The 22,051-nt window shown below is 58.8% G+C and carries 21 protein-coding genes; 11 read left to right on the plus strand and 10 right to left on the minus strand.

Translation table 11 applies throughout. The annotated features are described in order from the left end of the window. Positions 1-165: 165 nt before the first annotated feature. The 3 genes from ACXAGD_RS17085 to hslO are packed head-to-tail and all read right to left on the minus strand — an operon-like array spanning position 166 to position 2,883. Complete coding sequence (locus ACXAGD_RS17085) at positions 166-1,320, minus strand: CCA tRNA nucleotidyltransferase (RefSeq protein ID WP_475212093.1); 1,155 nt, start codon at positions 1,318-1,320, stop codon at positions 166-168. Beyond that, positions 1,317-1,916 carry a CoA pyrophosphatase gene (locus ACXAGD_RS17090; RefSeq protein ID WP_475212094.1) on the minus strand — a complete coding sequence of 200 codons (600 nt, stop codon included), beginning with the start codon at positions 1,914-1,916 and terminating at the stop codon, positions 1,317-1,319. Before ACXAGD_RS17090 ends, ACXAGD_RS17085 begins: the two co-directional genes overlap by 4 nt. Next, complete coding sequence (gene hslO, locus ACXAGD_RS17095; RefSeq protein ID WP_475212095.1) at positions 1,906-2,883, minus strand: Hsp33 family molecular chaperone HslO; 978 nt, start codon at positions 2,881-2,883, stop codon at positions 1,906-1,908. Before hslO ends, ACXAGD_RS17090 begins: the two co-directional genes overlap by 11 nt. 76 nt (positions 2,884-2,959) lie before the next feature. On the opposite strand from hslO, the gene ACXAGD_RS17100 reads away from it, so the two are divergent. Then, positions 2,960-3,403 (plus strand): NUDIX hydrolase, encoded by a 444-nt coding sequence (locus ACXAGD_RS17100; RefSeq protein ID WP_475212096.1) that lies wholly within the window; start codon positions 2,960-2,962, stop codon positions 3,401-3,403. Here the strand turns inward: ACXAGD_RS17100 and ACXAGD_RS17105 are convergent. Beyond that, entirely contained in the window at positions 3,400-4,671 is a 1,272-nt protein-coding gene (locus ACXAGD_RS17105; RefSeq protein WP_475212097.1) for a PP2C family protein-serine/threonine phosphatase, read from the minus strand. The genes ACXAGD_RS17100 and ACXAGD_RS17105 overlap by 4 nt on opposite strands. A gap of 156 nt (positions 4,672-4,827) precedes the next feature. Between ACXAGD_RS17105 and ACXAGD_RS17110 the strand changes: the two genes are divergently transcribed. Continuing rightward, positions 4,828-5,157 carry an Hpt domain-containing protein gene (locus ACXAGD_RS17110; protein WP_475212098.1) on the plus strand — a complete coding sequence of 110 codons (330 nt, stop codon included), beginning with the start codon at positions 4,828-4,830 and terminating at the stop codon, positions 5,155-5,157. On the opposite strand, the gene ilvA is transcribed toward ACXAGD_RS17110, so the two are convergent. Further along, a complete protein-coding gene (gene ilvA / locus ACXAGD_RS17115) occupies positions 5,154-6,380 on the minus strand; it encodes a threonine ammonia-lyase IlvA (protein ID WP_475212099.1) in 1,227 nt (408 codons plus the stop codon). The two genes, ACXAGD_RS17110 and ilvA, sit on opposite strands and share 4 nt — an antisense overlap. 58 nt (positions 6,381-6,438) lie before the next feature. Beyond that, positions 6,439-7,122: a hypothetical protein gene (locus tag ACXAGD_RS17120; protein WP_475212100.1), complete on the minus strand. Its 684-nt coding sequence runs from the start codon at positions 7,120-7,122 to the stop codon at positions 6,439-6,441. Positions 7,123-7,299: 177 nt separating this feature from the next. Here ACXAGD_RS17120 and ACXAGD_RS17125 point away from each other — a divergent pair, with 177 nt between their 5' ends. The 5 genes from ACXAGD_RS17125 (at position 7,300) to msrA (ending at position 11,895) form a co-directional block, all read left to right on the plus strand. Continuing rightward, positions 7,300-8,523 (plus strand): argininosuccinate synthase, encoded by a 1,224-nt coding sequence (locus ACXAGD_RS17125; RefSeq protein WP_475212101.1) that lies wholly within the window; start codon positions 7,300-7,302, stop codon positions 8,521-8,523. A gap of 140 nt (positions 8,524-8,663) precedes the next feature. After that, positions 8,664-9,731 (plus strand): YjgN family protein, encoded by a 1,068-nt coding sequence (locus ACXAGD_RS17130; RefSeq protein ID WP_475212102.1) that lies wholly within the window; start codon positions 8,664-8,666, stop codon positions 9,729-9,731. Between the two features lie 3 nt (positions 9,732-9,734). Continuing rightward, a complete protein-coding gene (locus ACXAGD_RS17135; protein ID WP_475212103.1) occupies positions 9,735-10,778 on the plus strand; it encodes a M48 family metallopeptidase in 1,044 nt (347 codons plus the stop codon). A 64-nt stretch (positions 10,779-10,842) separates the two neighbouring features. Continuing rightward, positions 10,843-11,127 (plus strand): SCP2 sterol-binding domain-containing protein, encoded by a 285-nt coding sequence (locus ACXAGD_RS17140; protein WP_170326135.1) that lies wholly within the window; start codon positions 10,843-10,845, stop codon positions 11,125-11,127. Positions 11,128-11,223: 96 nt separating this feature from the next. Next, positions 11,224-11,895: a peptide-methionine (S)-S-oxide reductase MsrA gene (gene msrA / locus ACXAGD_RS17145; RefSeq protein WP_475212104.1), complete on the plus strand. Its 672-nt coding sequence runs from the start codon at positions 11,224-11,226 to the stop codon at positions 11,893-11,895. Here the strand turns inward: msrA and ACXAGD_RS17150 are convergent. Together ACXAGD_RS17150 and ACXAGD_RS17155 are read right to left on the minus strand one after the other, a co-directional pair. Further along, positions 11,892-12,761: a ribokinase gene (locus ACXAGD_RS17150; RefSeq protein ID WP_475212105.1), complete on the minus strand. Its 870-nt coding sequence runs from the start codon at positions 12,759-12,761 to the stop codon at positions 11,892-11,894. The genes msrA and ACXAGD_RS17150 overlap by 4 nt on opposite strands. Further along, positions 12,758-15,022: an NADP-dependent malic enzyme gene (locus tag ACXAGD_RS17155; protein WP_475212106.1), complete on the minus strand. Its 2,265-nt coding sequence runs from the start codon at positions 15,020-15,022 to the stop codon at positions 12,758-12,760. The genes ACXAGD_RS17150 and ACXAGD_RS17155 overlap by 4 nt, the downstream gene beginning before the upstream one ends. A 161-nt stretch (positions 15,023-15,183) precedes the next feature. Between ACXAGD_RS17155 and mutS the strand changes: the two genes are divergently transcribed. Then, a complete protein-coding gene (gene mutS, locus ACXAGD_RS17160) occupies positions 15,184-17,799 on the plus strand; it encodes a DNA mismatch repair protein MutS (RefSeq protein ID WP_475212632.1) in 2,616 nt (871 codons plus the stop codon). A 31-nt stretch (positions 17,800-17,830) separates the two neighbouring features. Here mutS and ACXAGD_RS17165 read toward each other — a convergent pair whose 3' ends face one another. Together ACXAGD_RS17165 and hrcA are read right to left on the minus strand one after the other, a co-directional pair. Continuing rightward, positions 17,831-18,394, minus strand: coding sequence for a nucleotide exchange factor GrpE (locus ACXAGD_RS17165; protein WP_475212107.1), 564 nt, complete (start codon positions 18,392-18,394; stop codon positions 17,831-17,833). A gap of 10 nt (positions 18,395-18,404) precedes the next feature. Further along, positions 18,405-19,469 (minus strand): heat-inducible transcriptional repressor HrcA, encoded by a 1,065-nt coding sequence (gene hrcA, locus ACXAGD_RS17170; RefSeq protein WP_475212108.1) that lies wholly within the window; start codon positions 19,467-19,469, stop codon positions 18,405-18,407. A 111-nt stretch (positions 19,470-19,580) separates the two neighbouring features. Between hrcA and rph the strand changes: the two genes are divergently transcribed. Genes rph through hemW form a run of 3 tightly spaced genes read left to right on the plus strand, consistent with a single transcriptional unit; the run spans position 19,581 to position 22,049 of the window. Further along, entirely contained in the window at positions 19,581-20,294 is a 714-nt protein-coding gene (gene rph, locus ACXAGD_RS17175) for a ribonuclease PH (protein WP_475212109.1), read from the plus strand. Beyond that, positions 20,291-20,905 (plus strand): RdgB/HAM1 family non-canonical purine NTP pyrophosphatase, encoded by a 615-nt coding sequence (gene rdgB / locus ACXAGD_RS17180; protein WP_475212110.1) that lies wholly within the window; start codon positions 20,291-20,293, stop codon positions 20,903-20,905. Before rph ends, rdgB begins: the two co-directional genes overlap by 4 nt. Then, positions 20,895-22,049, plus strand: coding sequence for a radical SAM family heme chaperone HemW (gene hemW / locus ACXAGD_RS17185; RefSeq protein WP_475212111.1), 1,155 nt, complete (start codon positions 20,895-20,897; stop codon positions 22,047-22,049). Before rdgB ends, hemW begins: the two co-directional genes overlap by 11 nt. Positions 22,050-22,051: the final 2 nt, after the last annotated feature.

A 22,051-nucleotide genomic window follows, 5' to 3' on the forward strand; every position in this document is an offset into this window, starting at 1 on the left:
CGTGCGAAAAAAGATGGCGCCAGAACACCACCCTTACGGGTCAAAGTGCTCCGGCTTTAGCCGAACCAGATCCCGTAGTACATTCGCATGCCTCCCTCCAAATCAGGTAACACGCGAAAGTAACCACAATATTTTTTGTTTGTCATCCCTTTTTGAGACTTCGTCTTAGCCGCCCAGCAGATCTTTGCGATCCAGCGAAAAGCCCGAGGCGATCCAACGTGCCTCAAGCTCGGCCAGCTTCTTGCCCAGCGCAGGGCCCGTGAAATCAGGGATCAGGTCGGTGGCCTGCACCGGAAAATCCGCAGCGGCACCTTTGCGCAAGTCCTGCCGCATGTCTTCGGACCAGGGCTGTTCCAAAAACGCGCAGCGCAGCAGGGTTTCGTGCATCCCGCCCTCTTCGCCATAGCGGAAACCCAATTCGGCAATGCTGGCGGTGCCGGATGCCTCGTCCCGCATCCGGGTCAGCCGTTGCAGCTGCGCCTTGCTCAGACGCAGGGTTTTGGCAATCTCGGGCATGGCAATGGCGGCCAGACGGCGGATCGGCTCGGGCGCGGCCCCGGCCTGTTCTTCCAAAGCGACCAAAGGGGCCAGCGCGCGGTCATCAGCCCCCGGAACCAACTGCGTCAGAACACCGGCCTGACGCATTGCCGCGACCGAGGGTGCAGGATCGGGTGCGCCCAGGAGTTTCAACAACTCGGCCCCGACCCGTTCCCGGGACAAACCGGTCAGCCCGTCCAGATTGGCCGCAATCGCCGCCAGCGCGTCGGGATCAAACCCGGCATCCGCATCGCCATACCAGGCGTGGAAGCGGAAATAGCGCAGCGAGCGTAGGTAATCCTCGCGAATGCGGTTTTCGGCGGTGCCGATGAACCGCACCCGCCGCGCCTGCAGGTCGGGCAGACCGTTCAAGGGGTCCAGAACAATGCCATCGGGCCGCGCATAGATCGCATTCATCGTGAAATCGCGGCGGGCTGCGTCCTCTTCCACCTTGTCGGAAAAGGCCACCACAGCCCGGCGACCATCTGTTTTCACATCGCGGCGAAAGGTGGTGATCTCATGCGGAGCACCGCCGCTGACAACGGTGATGGTGCCATGCTCAATCCCGGTGGGAATGGCCTTGAGGCCCGCTGCCCCTGCCAGCTCTATCACCTGTTCGGGGTGGGCGTCGGTGGCGATATCGATATCCGAGACCGGCGCGCCCAGCAGCGCGTTTCGTACACAGCCGCCCACAAACAGCGCCTGCGCCCCAGCCCCGGTCAGGGCCGCGCAGACCTTTTGTGTAGCCGGATCAGAAACCCAGCCTTCCGAAATTTGCGTCATTCACTCACCCGCGCTGCCAATCCCCGCAACATCCGGGCCGTCGCGCCCCAGATATAATAAGGACCGAACGGCACAGTATAATAATACCTTTTGTGACCCCGCCAGCGGCGCGATTCAACGATATAATTCTCAGGGTTGAGCACATGTTCAAGCGGAACCGAGAACACCTCGTCGACTTCACCCGGTTCCGGAGTCAGTTGAAATGGCGCGCGCAAGATCGCCACAACCGGTGTCACGGTGAACGAGGTAACGGTTTCGTGGGTTGGCAGATGCCCCAAAATCTCGGGCAGAGCGGGCGGCAGGCCTATCTCCTCCTGTGCTTCACGCAGGGCGGTGGCTGTGACATCCGCGTCGCCCTCATCCTGCTTGCCACCGGGAAAGGCGATCTGGCCGGGATGGTGTTTCAGCGCCGAAGAGCGTTTGGTTAGGATCAGCCGCGGTGTGCCGGTCGCAATCGAGACCGGCACCAGAACGCCCGCCGGGCGCAGTTTGCGACCCTCGGGTAGAACGGTTTCGGGGTTCAGGTCGAAATCGCTCGAACAGGGACCGGGGCGGCTGAGCGCCGCCCGCAGTTGTTCGGCCGGATCAGGCGTCATCCGCATCAAAGCCGACCGAGCCCGGTTCCAGCACGTAATGGGCACCGCAGAACTGGCAATCGGCGGTTACTTTGCCCTCGGGCGTGGTCATCTTTTCGATGTCCTTGGCCGAGTAGATCGACAGGCTTTGGCGCACACGCTCTTCAGAACACGTACAACCGAATTGCACCGGCTGTGCATCATAGACGCGCGGCTGTTCCTCGTGAAACAGCCGGACCAGCAGGTCGGTAGGTGCAATCGAAGGTCCGATCAGCTCCAGATCTTCTACCGTATCCAGCAGAATGTTGACGCGGCCCCAGTTTTCACCCTCTTCGCCATCCACCAGATCTTCGGCTGTCAGGATCTGGCCTTCACCCTCGCTGCTCGCAACAAAGGGTGAGGCTTTGGGCATATGCTGCAACATGACCCCACCGGCGCGCCAGTGTTCGCCAACGCCCGGCTCGGTCGATTTGCCAAAGCTCAGCGAGAACCGGGTCGGCAACTGCTCGGACTGCGCGAAATACGCCTCAGCACACGCGCTGATCGAACCACCGGCCAGCGGCGTGATCCCCTGATACGGCTGCGAGCCCTTACCCTGATCGATCATGATGGCGAAATAGCCTTCGCCCACCTGATCAAACGGTGCGCCATCGGTCAGGCGGTCGCGGTCGAAACTGGCATAAGCGCGGATGCGAGCCGGTTCGCCCTCTTGCTTGGGCGCATAGTAGTCGGTGGCGATCATACGCACCGGGCCTTTGGACTGAACCTGCAGCGACAGCTTCCAGCGCAGCGAAATCGTCTGGCCGATCAGCGCGGTCAGCAGGGCCATCTCGGCCACCAGGGCCTCGACCTTTTCCGGATAGTCATGCTGCTTCAGGATGCCGTCGAGCACGCCATCCAAACGGGCCACGCGGCCGCGCATATCTGATACATCAAGTTGAAAGGGCAGGACGGTATCGTCCCACGCGATTTTCGTTCCAAGAGACATGGGGTTTCCTTACACGCCACAGGTTGGCATACCGCCAGCATATAGGTCGAACAATTCGGGTTGTAAGGGGCCATACATGATCAGGCGGTTCGGTGAAACCCCGCAAGCGGGGCAGAAATACATCAGACGTGTGGGTGTTTATGCATTATTGCCACGTGGCCGGCACCTTTTACTGACCTGTCAGATGGAGCCCGGACCCGATCTGCAACTGCCCGGAGGTGGGATCGATCCGGGCGAATCACCCATCACTGCGCTGCACCGCGAGGTATTCGAGGAAACCGGCTGGCTTGTGGCTGCGCCGCGCCGCGTCGGAGCCTTCCGGCGGTTCACCTTCATGCCGGAATACGATCTGTGGGCCGAAAAGGTTTGCCTGATCTACCGAGCCCGCCCCGTACGTCGCATCGGTCCGCCGACTGAGCCGTTTCACGAGGCGTTGTGGATGGATACCGCGGATGCCGCGCAAATGCTGGGCAATGGCGGTGATCGCCACTTTGCTACACAGCATCTGAACGGGCTTTAGGTTCCGTTATATTCAAAGAAAACGGCTGAAACGTCGTCATCCATGCCGCTACCGGCGGCCATGGCCTGCGTCAGGCGCCAGAACATATCGTCCAGAAACTCGGTCCCGCTACGGCCCGGAGCGCAATCCAGGGCCATCTGGCGCAAGCCTTCTTCCTCCAGCAATCCACCGCTTTCAAGGCTACACTCTGTAAACCCGTCCGAGTACAGCAACAGCTTGTCGCCGGGGTGCAGATAGGTTTCGGTCTGCTGGAACGAAACATCCGACAGCAATCCGATAGGCAACCCGCCTTCACCCAGAAACTCGGTACTGCCATCATAGCGCAGCACCAACGGATGCGGGTGCCCGGCCTGAACCATTTTGAGATGCCCGTTGCGCAGGTCGATGATCGCGTAGACCATGGTGAAATACTCCTCGACACCCGCATCCGCCATCAGACGGGAATTGAGCATCTCCGCCACCTGTTCGGGCGGCAGCAGCGCATAGAACTTATCGAACCGCTTTTCCATCGCCACGTTCTGCTCGAAGTGCTTGCTGGAAAGATAGCCGCCCAACCGCGCCGTCATCATCGCCGAGGTGATGCCATGACCCGACACGTCGATACTATAGAATCCCAGCCGATTGACCCCAGGCGAAAACATCCCCACCAAATCCCCGCCAATATGGCCACAGGGTTTCAGCAACATGCTGACCCGCGAGTTGCCGAATTCACGCGTTAGTTCTGGTACCAAAGAGTCCTGAATTTTGCGGGCCTGTATCAGATCCTTGTCAATGGCGTCATGGGCTACGCGCAGCTCTTCCAGCGCGGTTTCAATCATCCGGTTCTTCTCGGACAGCTCGCGCTGCATATCCAGAATACGCGCCCCAGCCGAAATGCGCGCGCGCAGTTCGTCTGCCTCAAGCGGTTTGATCAGAAAGTCGTCGGCCCCGGCATCCAGCCCCTTCGCCACCTCTTGCTTTTCGCTTTTTGAGGTCAGCAGGATGAAATAGCTGTATTGCTCGCAATCCAGCGCCCGAAAGGCACGGCAGAATTCCAGCCCACTCATCCCCGGCATGACCCAGTCGCTGACCACCAGATCCGGCGGGTTGGTCTGGCACATCTCGATCGCGGCGTCACCGCTATCAGCCTCAAGCACCTCAAATCCCCATTTTTTCAGCGAAGCAACCAGAATCCGTCGTTGAAGGCGGCTGTCATCAACGACAAGCACCTTTTGGATCGCGCCAAAATCCAGCTCTGTCCTGGCCTCTGCCTGACTGCCTTCTGTCACCTGTACCCTCTGAACTGCGACCATACCTGAACGCGCCGACCCTAGCGCGCGGCGGTTTAACATCCCGTGAAGGCGTTCTGATTGCGTTGCTTAACGGCCTCTTTACCGGCCTTGGGATACGCAGGTCACGTCGCGATATGTGTGGAGGCACCGAACATGATCGACTGGTCCAGGGTCAGACAGCTGCGGGATGAGGTGGGCGCTGATGAGTTTGACGAAGTGGTGCAGATCTTTTTGGACGAGGTACAGGAAACCATCGAACGGGTGCATCGGGACGCAAACCGGGTCGAGTTCGAGCAGAACATGCATTTCCTCAAGGGCAGCGCGCTGAGCCTTGGGTTCAACCGGTTCTCAAGCCTCTGTCAGGATGCCGAACGAAACGCCGCCGCTGGAAAAGCGGCCGAGGTTGATCTGCCCGCGATCCTTAAAACCTATGAAGAATCCCGCACCGTGTTTCTGACTGACAAGGCCGCGAACCTGACCTAGATCACGAACTGCGCCAGTGTCTCGTCTTCGGTAATGTCGGTGTAGGTGAAGCCGGCCTCATCCAGATGCGCGAACAAGCGAGCGAAGTTCTCAGGCTTGCGGGTTTCGATACCGATCAGGACCGAGCCGAAATTGCGCGCCGATTTCTTCATGTATTCGAACCGGGCAATGTCATCCTCGGGGCCGAGAATGCCCAGAAACTCTTTCAATGCACCGGGGCGCTGCGGCAGGCGCAGGATGAAGTATTTCTTGACGCCAGAGTAACGCTGCGCCCGCTCTTTAACCTCGGGCAAACGTTCGAAATCAAAGTTGCCGCCCGAGGTAACGCAAACCACGGTCTTACCACGGATAAAGCTCTGAATATCGCCCAGCGCCTCAATCGCAAGCGCACCTGCCGGTTCCAAAACGATGCCTTCGACGTTGAGCATCTCGATCATGGTGGTGCAGATGCGATCCTCGGACAGGACATGCACGTCAGACAGGTGGCGATCCTTTAGCAATTCAAACGGTTTCGCACCGATCTTTCCAACGGCCGCGCCATCAACGAAATTGTCTACATGCTCCAACGCCACCGGATGGCCCGCCGCCATAGCCGCATGCAGGCACGCCCCACCTTTGGGTTCGACAAACAGGCAATGGGTACGGTCCCCGAACCACGTCGCCACGCCCGAGGACATGCCGCCCCCACCCACCGGCAGGATCACATGATCGGGCAGACCACCCAGTTGTGCCTCAATCTCAACCGCCAATGAGGCCTGACCTTCGATCACATCCTCATCGTCGAAAGGTGACAGAAAATGCCCGCCCTGCTGCGCGCACCATGCCTGCGCGGCGGCCAGCGTGTCATCGAAATAGTCGCCGGTCAGGTGGATCTCGATATTGTCGCCGCCAAAGATGCGGGTCTTCTGGATTTTCTGCTGCGGCGTCGTTACCGGCATGAAGATGACACCCTTCACGCCCAGGTGCTTGCACATATACGCCACGCCTTGCGCGTGGTTGCCAGCGCTGGCGCAGACAAACAAGTCTTGCCCTTGCTGCTTACGCATAGCGTTGAACGCGCCGCGGATCTTGTAGGACCGCACCGGGCTCAGGTCCTCGCGCTTGAGCCAGATATCCGCGCCATAACGGTCGGACAGATGGGCATTCCGCTGCAGAGGTGTGGGCGGAAATACGGTGCGCATGGCCTGTTCGGCGGCGCGGGCGCGGGTCATGAAATCAGTCATAACCCGTTCACTGGCTTATCCTGACTAAAAGAGCAAGGAATACATATGTGTACGCGTTTCAGGTGAGCTCGCGCTTTTCGACACAAATCCCATAGAACGTGGTCAGAATGCTCAGGCCCATCATGGTGATGATCCACTGAACAACCGCATTCACCAGAAAACCCAAAGCAACGGACAACGCGCTGAACAAACCCCCAACGAAGCCAATAACAAAGGCAAAAGCGAAGAATGCCGTGAAGGTCACAAGGATCGCGCCCGAAACTGGTGCTGTCGCCTGCCACGAGTCGCCAATCGACAACGGATTGTTCACCGCACTTGCGGGAAGAACCAAACTGAGCCGCTGAGTGACCCAAAGAGCGAAAATGAACCCAACGACCATAACGGCTGCGCCTACCGGCCACCCCAGCGCATAGGCCAGACCACCCACCCCGCCAAACATGACCAGAACAATCAATCCAAGCACAAAGGCCCATCCAAAATACGCCAAAACACGAGAGCCATTGAATGCGGGTGCCATACCCTCAGGGTATTCCTCCAGAAGGCAATAGCGATGCCAGGACACAGCCACCCATAGTGCTGCAACATAGTTCAGAAGCGCCAGAAGAAGGACACCGCCCACGTTACCTGTCTGGCCGGTCACAAAGTCCGCACCCACCGCAAAAAACAAAACAACCCCAAGCAGCGAAACCGCAATAATCGGAGACGACACGCGTATGGCCGTAGCCAAATCATGAAACACCATGCGAAATGCATGTTTGAAAATCTTCCAACCCAACATCCGAAAACTGCCCTTTCAACCAATCCTTGTTCTCATTCCGTCCGTTTCACCGCAATTCCGGCGCCTCGTCAACGCAGATAACTTGCCCCCGCTTTCAAAACCCGCTAGGGGCCAATCGTTCTACGCATAAGGGGAAGTCAGATGTCCGCGCCCAAGAAAGTTGTCCTGGCCTATTCCGGTGGCCTTGATACCTCGATCATCCTGAAATGGTTGCAGACCGAGTATGGGTGTGAGGTCGTTACCTTCACCGCAGATCTGGGTCAGGGTGAGGAACTGGAACCCGCCCGCCAAAAGGCCGAAATGCTGGGTATTAAGCCCGAGAACATCTATATCGAGGACATCCGCGAAGAGTTCGTCCGCGATTTCGTCTTCCCCATGTTCCGCGCAAACGCACAATACGAAGGCCTGTACCTGCTGGGCACTTCGATCGCGCGTCCGCTGATCTCGAAACGTCTGGTTGAGATCGCGCAGGAGACCGGTGCCGACGCCGTGGCACATGGCGCAACCGGCAAGGGCAATGATCAGGTTCGCTTTGAACTCGCGGCCTACGCGTTGAACCCCGACATCAAGGTCATCGCCCCGTGGCGCGAGTGGGATTTGACCAGCCGGACGCGTCTGATCGAGTGGGCCGAAGCGCATCAGATTCCGATTGCCAAGGACAAGCGTGGTGAGGCGCCCTTCTCGGTCGATGCCAACCTGCTGCATACCTCGTCCGAAGGTAAGGTTCTGGAAGACCCCGCCGATATGGCGCCCGACTACGTTTACCAGCGCACCGTACACCCCGAGGACGCGCCGAACGAGCCCGAGTTCATCGAAATCGGCTTTGAAAAAGGCGATGCGGTCAGCATCAATGGCGAGGCGATGAGCCCGGCCACCATCCTGACCAAGCTGAACGAGTATGGCGGCAAGCACGGCATTGGTCGTCTGGACCTGGTCGAAGGTCGTTTCGTCGGTATGAAATCGCGCGGCATCTACGAAACACCGGGCGGCACCATCCTTCTGGAAGCACACCGTGGCATCGAATCCATCACGATGGACCGCGGCGCGATGCACCTGAAGGACCAGCTGATGCCGCAATATGCCGAGCTGATCTATAACGGTTTCTGGTACTCGCCCGAGCGTGAGATGCTACAGGCCGCGATCGACAAAAGCCAAGAGCACGTCACCGGCACCGTCCGCGTGAAGCTGTACAAAGGTCTGGCCTCGACCGTGGGCCGCTGGTCGGATCACTCGCTGTACTCTGAGGCGCACGTGACGTTCGAGGAAGATGCCGGCGCTTACGATCAGACAGACGCGGCAGGCTTTATCCAGTTGAACGCCCTGCGGCTGAAGCTGCTTGCCGCACGGGACAAACGCCTAAAGTAACAGCTCTGCTGCACAATAAAGTTGAATTGACCAAACGGGTCGCAACTCTGCCGCAGAATTGCCCAGTTGGTTGAACATACAGAACGGGTCGGCCCTTCAAAGGTCCGGCCCGTTTTTCGTTTAATCCGATTGAGGCATTCATGCTGGCAGACCACAGACAGGAGCCCCCGGCAGAGTTTGAGTTCCGGGGATCGGCAGCCGAGTATTTCGGGATCTGGATCGTCAATCTGCTGCTGTCACTTATGACCTTTGGCATCTACAGCGCTTGGGCCAAGGTGCGCACCAAGAAATACTTCTACCAGAATACCTTTGTCGCCGGACGCAGCTTTGACTACCACGCCACCGGACTGCAGATCCTGATTGGGCGGATCATCGTGATCGCCGGGATTGTCGCCTATACCGTTCTGGGTACGATACCACTGGTGAACCTGGCAATGCTGTTGGGGCTGATTTTTCTGATCCCTTACTTGCTGGTACGGGCGTTGCGCTTTCAGGCGCGCATGTCCAGCTGGTCGAACGTCCGGTTCGATTTTCAGGGCACATGGGGATCAGCAGCAGCCAACTATTTTCTGTATCCCATCGTCGCTGCACTGACCCTCTATACCACATGGCCGTTTGTCACCCGCTCGGTCCAGCGGTTTCACGTGAACGGTCATACGTTCGGGACAACCAAGATGTCCTTCGACAGCCCGATTGGGCCATTTTACAAGGCCGCGCTGGCAGCAATGGTTTGGGTAATCGGAACGATTGTTGTTGCAACCGTCATTGTCGGGGTAAATGCCAACATGTCTGACATTCTGAGTACTCTTAGTGAGGACCCCGAAGACATCGCAGCAATGATCGACGTCATGATGATTTTGCTGCTGTTCTTCGTCGCCGCCATCCCTGCTACAATCATTTATCACGCCATGGTGCGCAACACCGTCTACAACTATACCATTCTGGGCGACGGACACCGGTTCTATTCGGATGTGAGCGCCTTGCGCTTGTTGTGGATTTCCTTTTCGAATGCTGCAGTAGTGGGCATGACTTTAGGCCTGATGCTGCCCTGGGCGCATGTACGCCGGGTGCGCTATCTGGCCAATCACACCATCTTCATCCCAGCCGGACCGCTGGATGATTTCGTAGGCGACGTCAGTGCACAGGTCAGCGCCATTGGCGATGCCTACGGGGATATCGAGGGCTTTGACATCGGCATTGCGGTCTGACCTTTGACCGCGCTTCCCGAAGATATCGGCGCGCCGGTCCAAGGGCGCGCCTATCCGCCCCTCAGTTCACGCGAGGTTCCGGTACGGCTGTCGGTGGGCACCAACACGATCTGGCTGATCAACGATCAGGGCCAGATCCAGACCCGCTGCACGCCCGAGGAACTTTCGGTGGAATCCCGAGTCGGGGCGACCGAGCGGCGGGTGAAATTCCCCGATGGCACCCTGTTTCTGACCGATCAGCACGCGGCGCTGGAACACCTGTTAGCCGACACCAGCGGATCGCGCCTGCACCACGCCGAAAGGTTTCACCCCCGTCTGATCGTCGTCACGCTGGCCTGTCTGGTCGCGGTCTGGGGTGTGTGGAAATACGGATTAACCATGCTGGTGGCACTGGCGGTGTGGATGACGCCTCCGCCGCTGGTGGGCGCCATTGATGCCGGGGTGATGCAGGCACTGGATCAGTTTCTGACAGAACCCAGCGCCCTGAGCGACAGCGATAAGGCCGAAGTTCAAGACAGTTTCGACCGGGTCCTGGCGGCGCTGGGTTCCGCAGCCGAGGATCACGAATACACCCTCGAATTCCGAGACCTTCCAGGTATGGGCCCGAACGCCTTTGCCCTGCCGGGTGGCACGATTGTGGTCACCGATGAACTGGTGCGACGCGTCTCAACCGATGCGCTGGCTGGGGTGATCGGGCATGAGATCGGACATGTCGCCGAGCAGCACGGGCTGACGCAGATTTACCGCTCGCTGGGTGCTTTTGTGCTGATCGGGATGATGGCGGGCGATACCGGCCCTGTGCTGGAACAGGTTCTGCTGGAAGGCAACCTGATCCTGTCCCTATCCTATTCCCGCCAGCACGAGTTGGCCGCTGACCGGTTCGGTGTCGATTTGGCCAAAAAAGCCGGGTTCGACCCCAACGGCCTTTCGGATTTCTTCGAACTGCTGGAACAGGAGTTTGGCGAACAAGAGATGGATTGGCTCAGCACTCACCCGCGGTTTGAGGACCGTCAGGAAAACCTGAAATCCGTGACCCAAGGTCACTAGGCGCGGGCTATTGCCTGCGCCCGGTGCGGACCCTAACCCTTTGGGCTGAAACAGGAGAGATTTTATGACACTTGCCGCTATTGCTGATGGCATTCAGAAGAACCTTGTCGGGCGCAGCTTTGAAGGTTCGTTGAAATTCGACTGCGGCGATGACGGCGTCATCGTTTTGGCCGACAATCAGGCCTCCACACAGGATCGCGATACCGATTGCACCATCCGCATCTCGCAGGACAACCTGACCAAACTGCTGACCGGCAAGCTGAACCCGATGACCGGCGTGGCCTTGGGCAAGCTCAAGATCTCGGGCAATATGGGTGTAGCGATGAAGCTGGGGCAATTGCTGGGTTGAGGCGATAAACTCGTCTCACCACCGCGTGACAAACCATGTCAGCGGATTGCGCCGATACATAAGTCAGGGCAGCCTGTCCCCGAAAGGAGCCCTGCCATGACCCGCATCGCTTATCTCGACTTCGTTAAACCAACGCTGCTGTTCACGTTGATCGCGCTGGCCGCCCTGCTGCGCGCCGCGCCGGCACCCGCCGCCGAGACCGAAACCCTGACCGTTGCGGGGGGCTGTTTCTGGTGTGTTGAATCCGATTTCGAATCCGTTCCCGGAGTGATTGGCGCCGTGTCCGGCTTTACCGGCGGCAATACCGCCAATCCGACCTATGACCAGGTTACCAAAGGCGGCACCGGCCATTACGAGGCGGTCCAAATCACCTTTGACCCTGCCCGCGTTTCCCGTGAAACCTTGTTGAACATGTTCTTCCGGTCCGTAGATCCCACCGACGCAGGCGGACAATTCTGTGATCGGGGCGACAGCTATCGGACGGCAGTTTTCGTCTCTAACACAGGGGAAAAGGCGCTAGCGCAGCAGGCCAAGGCAGATGCACAGCGCGCGTTGGGGCAAACGGTTGTGACCCCGATCCTACAGCAGGGCGCGTTCTACCCGGCCGAGGCCTATCATCAGGATTACTACAAAGGTGAAAAGCTGGTGCTTACCCGCTTTGGCCCCAAGCGTCAGAAAAATGCGTATAAAGCCTATCGCAATGCTTGCGGCCGCGACGCCCGTGTCAAACAGCTTTGGGGCAGCGCGGCACCATTTGTCGGGTCTTAATCGAACCGCGCCTCATGCACCTCTTTGAGGTCGGGGATCACATCCGCCGTTCCGTGCCGCGTGACCATCAACGCCGCGGCACGATTTGCCTGAGCAATCGCCTGCGCCATCGGCATTCCACGATCCATCCCTGCCAGAACATAGCCGGTAAAGGTGTCGCCGGCACCTGTGGTGTCCACCGCCTGCACCTTATGCGCCGGAAAGTCCGAAGCCCCACCACGGTGGTAAAACCGCGCGCCTTTTGACCCCAGCGTGACGATAACGTGTTCGATTTTCAGGTCGGTCACCGACTGGCCCGTGGCGTCGCGCAATTGCTCGGCCTCGACCTCATTCAGGATCAGGAAATCCAGATAGGACAACACAGCCTGCACCGCCTCAGCCTGAAAAGGTGCTGCAGCGTAGCAGACCGTCAAGCCCAGCGCGCGAGCCATCTTTGCGGCCTCGACCTGTAGGGTGGTTTCGTTCTGCATCACCAACAGATCGCCCTGCGACGCAGAGGACAGCGCCTGCCCCAGCTGGTCCGATGTGATTGCATGGTTCGAACCCGGAAACAGGATAATGTTATTCTCGCCCTGCGCATCCACAGCGATGATGGCGTGGCCGGTGGGCACATCAACCTGAGCAATATGACGCGTGTCCACGCCATATTCCGTCAGCCGATCTCGCGCCCAGCCTCCATCTGGCCCCACCGCCCCGATATGCGCCACCTGCGCCCCGGCCCGCGCCGAGGCCACGGACATATTCGCGCCTTTGCCGCCCAGAAACCGATCCAGCCGATTGGCCGAAAGCGTCTCGCCCGGCCCGGGTAAATGCGGCACATCATAGATCATGTCCGCATTGATTGAGCCGAGATTCCAGATCGTCATGGTTTGCCCGAGATATCGCAAGAGGCCAGAATGGCCATGTTCAGGATGTCATTCGCCGTAGAAACGGTCGAACAGATTTGGATCGGCTTGTCGACACCCGACAGGATCGGGCCGATCACGGTGGCACCACCCATTTCCTGCATCAGCTTGGTCGAGATCGATGCTGAATGCCGAGCCGGAACAATCAGAATGTTCGCCGGGCCGGTCAGGCGTTGGAATGGATATCCCGCTTGCTGATCCACATTCAACGCCACGTCCACGGTCATTTCGCCTTCGTACTCGAAATCTACGCCACGCTGGTCCAGAACCGCAGGCGCACGGTGCATCTTTTCGGCCCGTTCCGAGACCGGATAGCCGAAAGTTGAGAAACTGACGAAGGCCACGCGCGGATCAAGCCCCATGTGACGGGCCACAGCGGCGGAACGTTCGGCGATATTGGCCAGGTCATTCTCATCCGGCCATTCGTGCACCAGCGTATCACCGATCAGAACGATCCGGCCCTTGTGCAGCAGAGCGGTCACACCAGCTGCGCCATGGGCCGCATCGGCGTCAAACACGTGGTTGATCCTATCCAGCACGTGCGCCGATTTACGAGTGGCCCCGGTGACCAGCCCGTCGCCATGCCCATGCGCCAACATCAGAGACGAGAACACATGCCGATCCCGGGCAGCAAGCCGGTGAATGTCTTTGCGGTCAAACCCCTTACGCTGTAGGCGCTTATAGAGAAAATCGTTATAGGTATCGAGATGCGTGGTATTGGCGGCATTCACCACCTCAAGCTCGCGCACAGCATCGCCCAGACCGGCCTCTTCCAGCTTTTGTTTCACATCGTCTTGGCGACCCACAACCAGTGCCTTACCAAAACCGGATCGTTGGTAGGTGACCGCTGCGCGTAGAACACGAGGATCGTCGCCCTCGGCAAAGATCATCCGACTTTGTGCCTGACGCGCACGGGCGTTCAGGCCGCGCAGGATGCTGGCGGTCGGGTCCATGCGGGATTTCAGGCTCAGCTCATAAGCGTCCATATCGATGATCGGACGTCGCGCTGCGCCAGTATCCATCCCAGCCTTGGCAACTGCCGGAGGGATACGGTGGATCAAGCGCGGGTCAAACGGTGTCGGGATGATGTAATCGCGACCAAAGGTCAGCGACTTACCATAGGCCATGGCGACCTCATCCGGCACATCCTCGCGCGCCAGTCGCGCCAGCGCATGGGCACAGGCGATCTTCATCTCGTCATTGATCGCCCGCGCGTGAATATCCAGAGCACCGCGGAACAGATACGGAAAGCCCAGTACATTGTTCACCTGGTTTGGATAGTCGCTGCGGCCTGTGGCAACGATGGCATCCACGCGGACCTCATGCGCCTCCTCCGGAGTGATCTCTGGGTCCGGGTTCGCCATCGCGAAAATCACCGGATTGTCGGCCATGCTGGCAACCATCTCCTGCGTCACCGCGCCTTTGACAGACACGCCAAGGAACACATCCGCGCCTTTCATGGCGTCTTCCAGTGTACGCAGGTCAGTGGTGATCGCATGGGCCGATTTCCACTGGTTCATACCCTCGGTCCGGCCCTGATAGATCACACCCTTGGTGTCACAGACGATACAGTTTTCGTGCCGCGCGCCCATCGATTTGAGCAGTTCGATACAAGCGATCCCGGCAGCACCCGCACCGTTCAGAACGATCTTCACATCCTCGATTTTCTTGCCCGAAATATGCAGCGCGTTCAGCAGACCCGCCGCGCAGATCACCGCCGTGCCATGCTGGTCGTCGTGGAAGACGGGGATGTCCATCTCTTCCTTCAGCCGCTGTTCGATGATGAAACACTCCGGCGCCTTGATGTCTTCAAGGTTGATGCCGCCAAAGGTCGGCCCCATCAACCGCACCGCACGGCAAAACTCATCCGGGTCCTCGGTGTCCAGTTCGATATCGATCGAGTTCACATCCGCGAACCGTTTGAACAGGACGGACTTCCCTTCCATCACCGGTTTTGATCCCAACGCGCCAAGATTGCCAAGGCCCAGAACCGCGGTCCCGTTTGAGATCACGGCCACCAGATTGCCCTTATTGGTATAATCATAGGCAGTTTCGGGTGCTTCAGCGATGGCTTCACATGGAACAGCGACGCCGGGGCTATAGGCCAGCGACAGATCGCGCTGCGTGGTCATGGGAACGGTGGCCTGCACCTCCCACTTGCCGGGGGTCGGGTCCAGGTGAAAGGCCAGCGCCTCTTCTTTGGTGATCTTCGTTTTGGGCATCTTAACGGTCGTTTCCATGACTTCGGGGCTGATGCGTCATAGCGCAGGCGGGGGCGCGCCTCAACGACAATACGTTTTCACCTTTCGTCGCGGGGGCCGGGTTTGTAAGGTCGCGCCCGGAATACGCCATAAGGGGGCCGCTTTTGTCCACAGTCACGCCGATGATGGCGCAATATCTTGAGATCAAAGAGGCCCACGCAGACGCCCTGCTGTTTTACCGCATGGGCGATTTCTACGAGATGTTTTTTCAGGACGCGGTGAACGCTGCCGAAGCGCTGGACATCGCTCTGACCAAGCGCGGCAAACACAACGGCGAGGATATCCCGATGTGCGGCGTGCCGGTGCATTCGGCCGAGGGCTATTTGCTGACACTGATCCGAAAAGGGTTTCGCGTTGCTGTCTGCGAACAGATGGAAAGCCCGGCTGAAGCAAAGAAAAGAGGCTCTAAATCAGTCGTTCGGCGAGATGTTGTGCGTCTGGTAACGCCCGGTACGCTGACCGAAGACGCCCTGTTGGAGGCGCGCCGCCACAATTTTTTGGCCTCTTACGCGGAAGTCCGGGATGAGGCCGCGCTAGCCTGGGCTGATATCTCAACCGGCGCGTTTCACGTGATGCCCTTGACCTCGGTCCGCCTCAGCCCCGAACTGGCGCGACTGGCCCCATCCGAGTTGATCGTCGCCGACGGGGTGCAAGACAAACTGGGCGAGCCGGTACGAGATCTGGGGATTTCGTTGACGCCAATTGGGCGTGCCAGTTTTGACAGTACCGCCGCCGAAAAACGCATCTGCGGGTTATTTCACGTGGGTGCGCTGGACGCGTTTGGGTCATTTGGGCGCGCCGAGGTTTCGGCGATGGGCGCGCTGATCGACTATCTGGAGATCACTCAGAAAGGCAAACTGCCCCTTCTTCAAACACCTTTGAAAGAGTCCGAGGATCGCGTAGTGCAGATCGACGCCGCCACGCGCCGCAATCTGGAACTGACCCGGTCCTTGTCCGGGGGTCGCGCCGGATCGCTGCTGTCCGTGGTCGACCGGACCGTGACACCGGGCGGTGCGCGGTTGTTGGAACAACGGCTGTCCAGCCCTTCGCGCAATCTGGACGTAATCCATGCCCGGTTGGACGCCGTTAGTTTCGCTGCCGAGGACAGCCTGACCGCCTCGGACCTGCGCGAGGCGCTGCGGAAAACGCCCGATCTGGACCGCGCCCTGTCGCGTTTATCGCTGGATCGCGGCGGTCCTCGCGATCTGGCCGCCATCCGCAACGGGTTAGCACAGGCCGCAGCGATTGCCGAAATTTGCGAAGGTCAGGACCTGCCGGTTTTGCTGGCGACCGCCCTGCAGAACCTCGTAGGTTTTGACGATCTGCTGAACCTGCTGGACGAGGCCCTTGTCGCCGAACCGCCCCTTTTGGCGCGCGACGGCGGCTTCATCGCTCCTGGTTTCGAGGCCGAATTGGACGAGGCCCGCACCTTGCGCGACGAAGGCCGCTCGGTCATCGCAGGGTTTCAGCGGAAATACGCAGAACACACCGGCATCACCTCGTTGAAGATCAAGCACAACAATGTGCTCGGCTATTTCATTGAAACCACAGCCACCCATGCCGAGAAAATGCTGAACCCGCCGTTCTCGGAAACTTATATCCACCGTCAAACAACTGCCAATCAGGTGCGGTTCACGACCGTAGAATTGTCCGAGATCGAAACCCGCATCCTGAACGCCGGAAATCTGGCCCTTGAGATCGAAAAGCGGCTCTATCAAAGGCTATCGAGCGATATTCTGGCCCTTGCCGCCCGCCTGAACCAAGCAGCCCGTGGGTTGGCTGAACTGGATCTGACCACCGCATTGGCCGATCTAGCACGCGGAGAAAACTGGTGCAGGCCGCAGGTCGATACTTCGCGCGCGTTTGATGTTCAGGGCGGCCGCCATCCTGTCGTGGAACACGCATTGCGCCAGCAAGGTGGGGATGCTTTCATTGCCAATGACTGTGACCTGAGCGCTGAGACGGGCGCGGCGATCTGGTTGCTGACCGGTCCCAACATGGCTGGTAAATCGACTTTCTTGCGTCAGAACGCACTGATCGCTCTACTGGCGCAGATGGGCAGTTATGTCCCGGCAGAACAGGCTCATATCGGTGTCGTCAGCCAGTTGTTCAGCCGCGTCGGAGCCTCGGACGATCTAGCGCGGGGCCGTTCGACCTTCATGGTCGAAATGGTGGAAACCGCCGCCATCCTCAATCAAGCCGATGATCGTGCGCTGGTCATTCTGGACGAAATCGGACGCGGCACGGCCACTTATGATGGTCTGTCGATTGCCTGGGCGACGCTGGAACACCTGCACGCGGCCAATCAATGCCGTGCCCTTTTCGCCACCCACTACCACGAATTGACCGCGTTGGCCGGTAATCTGGAAGGCGTCGATAACGCCACCGTCGCCGTCAAGGAATGGGAAGGTGAGGTCATTTTCCTGCACGAGGTCCACAAAGGCGCCGCCGACCGGTCTTATGGGGTACAGGTGGCCCAACTGGCCGGCCTGCCCGCTTCGGTCGTCGACCGCGCCCGCGTGGTGCTGGATCAGCTGGAGAAAACTGAACGTGAGGGCGGTAAACAGAAGGCCCTGATCGACGATCTGCCTCTGTTCTCTGCAGCGCCGCCGCCTCCGCCCCCGGCACCCAAAGCGTCACCAGTCACGGATATGTTGGATGATATCCTGCCGGATGAACTAACCCCGCGCGAGGCACTGGATTTGATCTACAAACTGAAAGAGGCGGCCAGAACCTGACCGCCTCTGCACTATTCAGTTGTAAACCTGATTAGCTTGCAGGTGTCGAAGACACACCAACCTGCGCCGGGCGCAGCAGGCGGTCGTGCAGCATGAAGCCTTCGGCTGAAACCTGAATGATGTCACCGGCACGAGTGCCCGGTACAGGTGCTTCGAACATCGCTTCGTGCACGTTCGGGTCAAACCGATCACCGACCTCAGGGGTGATCACCTCAATCCCGTGCTTCTGGAACACGTCCTTCAGCGCGCGCATGGTCAGTTCAACACCTTCCAGCAGACCGGCGGCAACTTCTTTCTGCTCATCGGTCGCCGCCTCAAGCGCGCGTTTCATGTTGTCATAGACCGGCAGCATGTCGCGAGCCAGTTTCGACCCACCATACTGTTCCGCATCCCGACGTGCCTTGTCGCCGCGTTTGCGCGCATTCTCAGCATCGGCCAGCGCACGCATGAACTTGTCTTTGTAATCGTCCCGCTCAGCGCGCAGCTCATCCAGTTCCAGCGCTTCGTCGCTGAATTCCGCAATTTCTTCCGCCAGCTCTTCCGCCTCGGCTGTTGCGATATCGTCCAGAAAATCTTCGTTCTTGGGCTCTGCCATCTCTTACCCTCTAGCTCCGGTCGGATATCAGCTTGCCGACCAGTTGCGCCGTATAATCCACGATCGGTACGATCCGTCCATAATTTAGACGCGTGGGCCCGATGACCCCGACCGCACCGATTATCTTTCGATCAGCGTTCATATATGGAGACACCACCAAAGAGGAACCCGAAAGTGAGAAAAGTTTGTTCTCAGAGCCGATAAAAATGCGCACACCCTCGCCTTCTTCGGTCAATTCAAGGAATTCGGCGATGTCACGTTTGCGTTCGAGATCATCAAACAAGCTTCGGATTCGGTCCAGTTCCTCTTCCTGACCGGGTTCATTCAGCAGATTCGCCCGCCCGCGCACGATCAGACGGGCCGAGTCGCCGCCATCCCCGTCCCAGGCAGCCATGCCGCTTTCGACCATTTCACGCGCCAACACGTCGATCTCTTGCTTGTGTGCGTCGATTTGCGTCTGCATCTGACGACGCACTTCACTCAGCGTACGTCCTTCAATCAAGGCATTCAGGAAATTCGCCGCTTCGCGCATCGAACTGGGCGTTTGGCCGGGTGGTGGCTTGAACAGACGGTTTTCGACATGCCCATCGGCAAACACCAGAACCACCAGCGCGCGATCATGCGCCAGTGAGACAAACTCGATATGCTTGATCTCGGATTCATGCTTGGGCGTCAGAACCAGCGAGGCGCCATGTGTCACGTGTGACAGGGCCGAGCCCACACGGTCCAGCATTCCACCCACATCGCCTGCATTAGAGCCTAATGTCTCATCCAGTTTCTGCCGATCATCCGCACCCAGATCGCCGACCTCAAGCAGCCCATCGACGAACATCCGCAACCCCTGCTGCGTCGGAATCCGCCCCGCACTGACATGTGGGCTATCGAGCAAACCCAGAAACTCCAGATCCTGCATCACATTGCGCACGGTCGCGGCGCTGACCTTTTCCGAAAGGGTGCGGGTCAGGGTGCGGCTGCCAACGGGTTCGCCGCTGTCCAGGTAACTCTCAACGATCAACCGGAACACCTCACGCGACCGGTCATTCATCTCGTTCAGAATTTTACTTGCTTCGCTCATCGGCGGTCCCCTGCTGGGTGTCATTAAATCGCAGGCAGATGAAAGGTCAATCGGGGTTGCATCGTAACGCTGCGGGGCGTTATCCCCAACCCAGCAAACAAAGGATTTTTCATGCGACCCTCAGGACGTGATCTAAACGAAATGCGCGCCGTTTCAATCGAAACAGGCTTTACCAAACATGCCGAAGGTTCCTGCCTGATCAAAATGGGCGACACCCAAGTGCTGTGCACCGCCACGATCGAGGATCGCGTGCCACCGTTCATCAAGGGCTCGGGCCTGGGTTGGGTCACCGCTGAATACGGTATGCTGCCCCGCGCCACCAACACCCGGATGCGCCGTGAGGCCGCCAGCGGTAAACAAGGCGGCCGTACCGTGGAAATTCAACGCCTGATCGGCCGCGCCCTTCGTGCCGGAGTTGATCGGGTTGCATTGGGTGAGCGTCAGATCACCGTCGACTGCGATGTGATCCAGGCCGATGGCGGCACCCGCTGTGCGTCGATCACCGGCGGTTGGGTTGCGCTGCGTCTGGCGGTGAACAAGCTGATGAAGGCTGGTGATGTGATCTCTGACCCCTTGGTAGACCCTGTTGCAGCGGTTTCCTGCGGTATTTACGCCGGTCAGCCGGTGCTGGACCTCGATTACCCAGAAGACAGCGAAGCGGGCGTGGATGGCAACTTTATCATGACTGGGTCTGGTAAACTGATCGAAGTGCAGATGAGCGCCGAAGGGTCCGTCTTCAGCCGTGCCCAGATGGATCAACTGATGGATCTGGCTGAAAAAGGTGTCGGCGAACTGGCCGCTGCCCAAAAGGCTGCCACTGCATGACCCGCAAGTTCGACAGCGACAGGCTGCTGGTGGCCACGCATAACAAAGGTAAGCTTGAGGAGATGGCGCATCTGCTCGAACCCTTTGGCGTGACGGTTGTTGGCGCGGCACAGATGAACCTGCCCGAGCCAGAAGAAACCGAGGACACCTTCGTCGGCAATGCCCGGATCAAAGCTCACTCCGCGGCCAAGGCGACCGGCCTGCCTGCCCTGTCGGACGATTCCGGAATCACCATCGATGCGCTGGACGGGGCGCCCGGAGTTTACACCGCCGATTGGGCCGAAACCGGTAATGGCCGTGATTTCTTGATGGCCATGACACGCGCGCATGATGAGCTGGAGGCGAAAAACGCTCCGCATCCCCGGACCGCACAGTTCCGCAGTACGCTGGTTCTGGCCTGGCCTGACGGGCATGACGAGGTGTTCGAAGGCATCGCTCCCGGCCATCTGGTCTGGCCCATTCGCGGCGAGGGTGGCTTTGGCTATGACCCGATGTTTGTCCCCGATGGCTACGACATTACCTTTGCCGAAATGGATCGCTGGGAAAAGAACAAGATCAGTCATCGCGGACGCGCGGTGGAGATGTTCGTGAAAGGCTGCTTTGGCGGATGATTGGCGCAACGGAGGCTTTGGCCTGTATGTGCATTGGCCTTTTTGCGAGGCCAAATGCCCCTATTGCGACTTCAATAGCCATGTTTCACGAAATATTGATCAAAAACAATGGCTTAACGCTTACATAAGTGAACTTCACCGTTCGGCCGCCGAAACACCCGACCGGGTGTTAAATACGATCTTTTTTGGCGGCGGCACCCCGTCCTTGATGGAGCCCGATACCGTCGCTGCGGTGATTGATGAGGCTCGCGCATTGTGGCGGCCTGCCAACGACATGGAAATCACGCTCGAGGCCAATCCCGGATCAGTCGAGGCCGGCCGCTTTGCAGCCTACCGCGATGCCGGCGTGAATCGCATTTCGATGGGGGTGCAGGCCCTCAACGATGAAGACTTGCGCCGTCTGGGCCGTATTCACACCGTGGCCGAGGCCCGCGCCGCCTTTGACATCGCCCGAAATTGTTTTGATCGCGTCAGCTTTGACATGATCTATGCCCGCCAACATCAAACATTGGATGACTGGCGCAAGGAACTGACCGAGGCGTTGTCGATGGCCGTCGACCATCTATCGTTGTACCAATTGACCATCGAGGACGGCACTGCCTTCGGCGACCGCTATGCCGTCGGCAAGCTGCGCGGCCTACCCGAGGATGACAGCGCCGCCGATATGTATCTGGCGACGCAAGAGATCTGCGAGGCACACGGCCTGCCGGCCTACGAGGTTTCAAACCACGCCCGCCCTGGCGCAGAATCACAGCACAACCTGATTTATTGGCGTTATGGCGATTATGTCGGTATCGGACCCGGCGCGCATGGGCGGATAACTCTGAACGGTCGAAAACTGGCGACAGAAACCTATCTGTCACCAAACGCCTGGCTGACCGCAGCAGATAACGGGTCCGGAGAGAAAGAACGTGACGCGCTTTCAACGCAAGATCAGGCGAATGAATACCTTATGATGGGTTTAAGGATAGCAGAAGGTCTAGATATTGATCGATTTAACGCCTTGTCCGTGCAAACTCTGTCGCAGGACAAGCTGGCTGATCTGGTCGAATTTGGCATGATCGAGCAGACAAACGGAAGACTGATCGCCACCAAAGATGGTCGAGCGGTTCTGAACGCCGTGATCCGGGAATTGTTGGGATAGAT

The sequence above is a fragment of the Ruegeria sp. ABF4_144 genome (assembly GCF_056160045.1).

Bases quoted from the DNA above. Each gene is read 5' to 3' on its own strand.
- ACXAGD_RS17110 (WP_475212098.1), top strand. From the start codon at position 4,828: ATGATCGACTGGTCCAGGGTCAGACAGCTGCGGGATGAGGTGGGCGCT.
- ACXAGD_RS17125 (WP_475212101.1), top strand. From the start codon at position 7,300: ATGTCCGCGCCCAAGAAAGTTGTCCTGGCCTATTCCGGTGGCCTTGAT.
- rph (WP_475212109.1), top strand. From the start codon at position 19,581: ATGCGACCCTCAGGACGTGATCTAAACGAAATGCGCGCCGTTTCAATC.
- ACXAGD_RS17085 (WP_475212093.1), bottom strand. From the start codon at position 1,320: ATGACGCAAATTTCGGAAGGCTGGGTTTCTGATCCGGCTACACAAAAG.
- ACXAGD_RS17150 (WP_475212105.1), bottom strand. From the start codon at position 12,761: ATGACGATCTGGAATCTCGGCTCAATCAATGCGGACATGATCTATGAT.
- hrcA (WP_475212108.1), bottom strand. From the start codon at position 19,469: ATGAGCGAAGCAAGTAAAATTCTGAACGAGATGAATGACCGGTCGCGT.
- ACXAGD_RS17100 (WP_475212096.1), top strand. From the start codon at position 2,960: ATGATCAGGCGGTTCGGTGAAACCCCGCAAGCGGGGCAGAAATACATC.
- hslO (WP_475212095.1), bottom strand. From the start codon at position 2,883: ATGTCTCTTGGAACGAAAATCGCGTGGGACGATACCGTCCTGCCCTTT.
- ACXAGD_RS17120 (WP_475212100.1), bottom strand. From the start codon at position 7,122: ATGGTGTTTCATGATTTGGCTACGGCCATACGCGTGTCGTCTCCGATT.
- ilvA (WP_475212099.1), bottom strand. From the start codon at position 6,380: ATGACTGATTTCATGACCCGCGCCCGCGCCGCCGAACAGGCCATGCGC.
- ACXAGD_RS17140 (WP_170326135.1), top strand. From the start codon at position 10,843: ATGACACTTGCCGCTATTGCTGATGGCATTCAGAAGAACCTTGTCGGG.
- ACXAGD_RS17090 (WP_475212094.1), bottom strand. From the start codon at position 1,916: ATGACGCCTGATCCGGCCGAACAACTGCGGGCGGCGCTCAGCCGCCCC.
- mutS (WP_475212632.1), top strand. From the start codon at position 15,184: ATGATGGCGCAATATCTTGAGATCAAAGAGGCCCACGCAGACGCCCTG.
- rdgB (WP_475212110.1), top strand. From the start codon at position 20,291: ATGACCCGCAAGTTCGACAGCGACAGGCTGCTGGTGGCCACGCATAAC.
- ACXAGD_RS17130 (WP_475212102.1), top strand. From the start codon at position 8,664: ATGCTGGCAGACCACAGACAGGAGCCCCCGGCAGAGTTTGAGTTCCGG.
- ACXAGD_RS17155 (WP_475212106.1), bottom strand. From the start codon at position 15,022: ATGCCCAAAACGAAGATCACCAAAGAAGAGGCGCTGGCCTTTCACCTG.
- msrA (WP_475212104.1), top strand. From the start codon at position 11,224: ATGACCCGCATCGCTTATCTCGACTTCGTTAAACCAACGCTGCTGTTC.
- ACXAGD_RS17165 (WP_475212107.1), bottom strand. From the start codon at position 18,394: ATGGCAGAGCCCAAGAACGAAGATTTTCTGGACGATATCGCAACAGCC.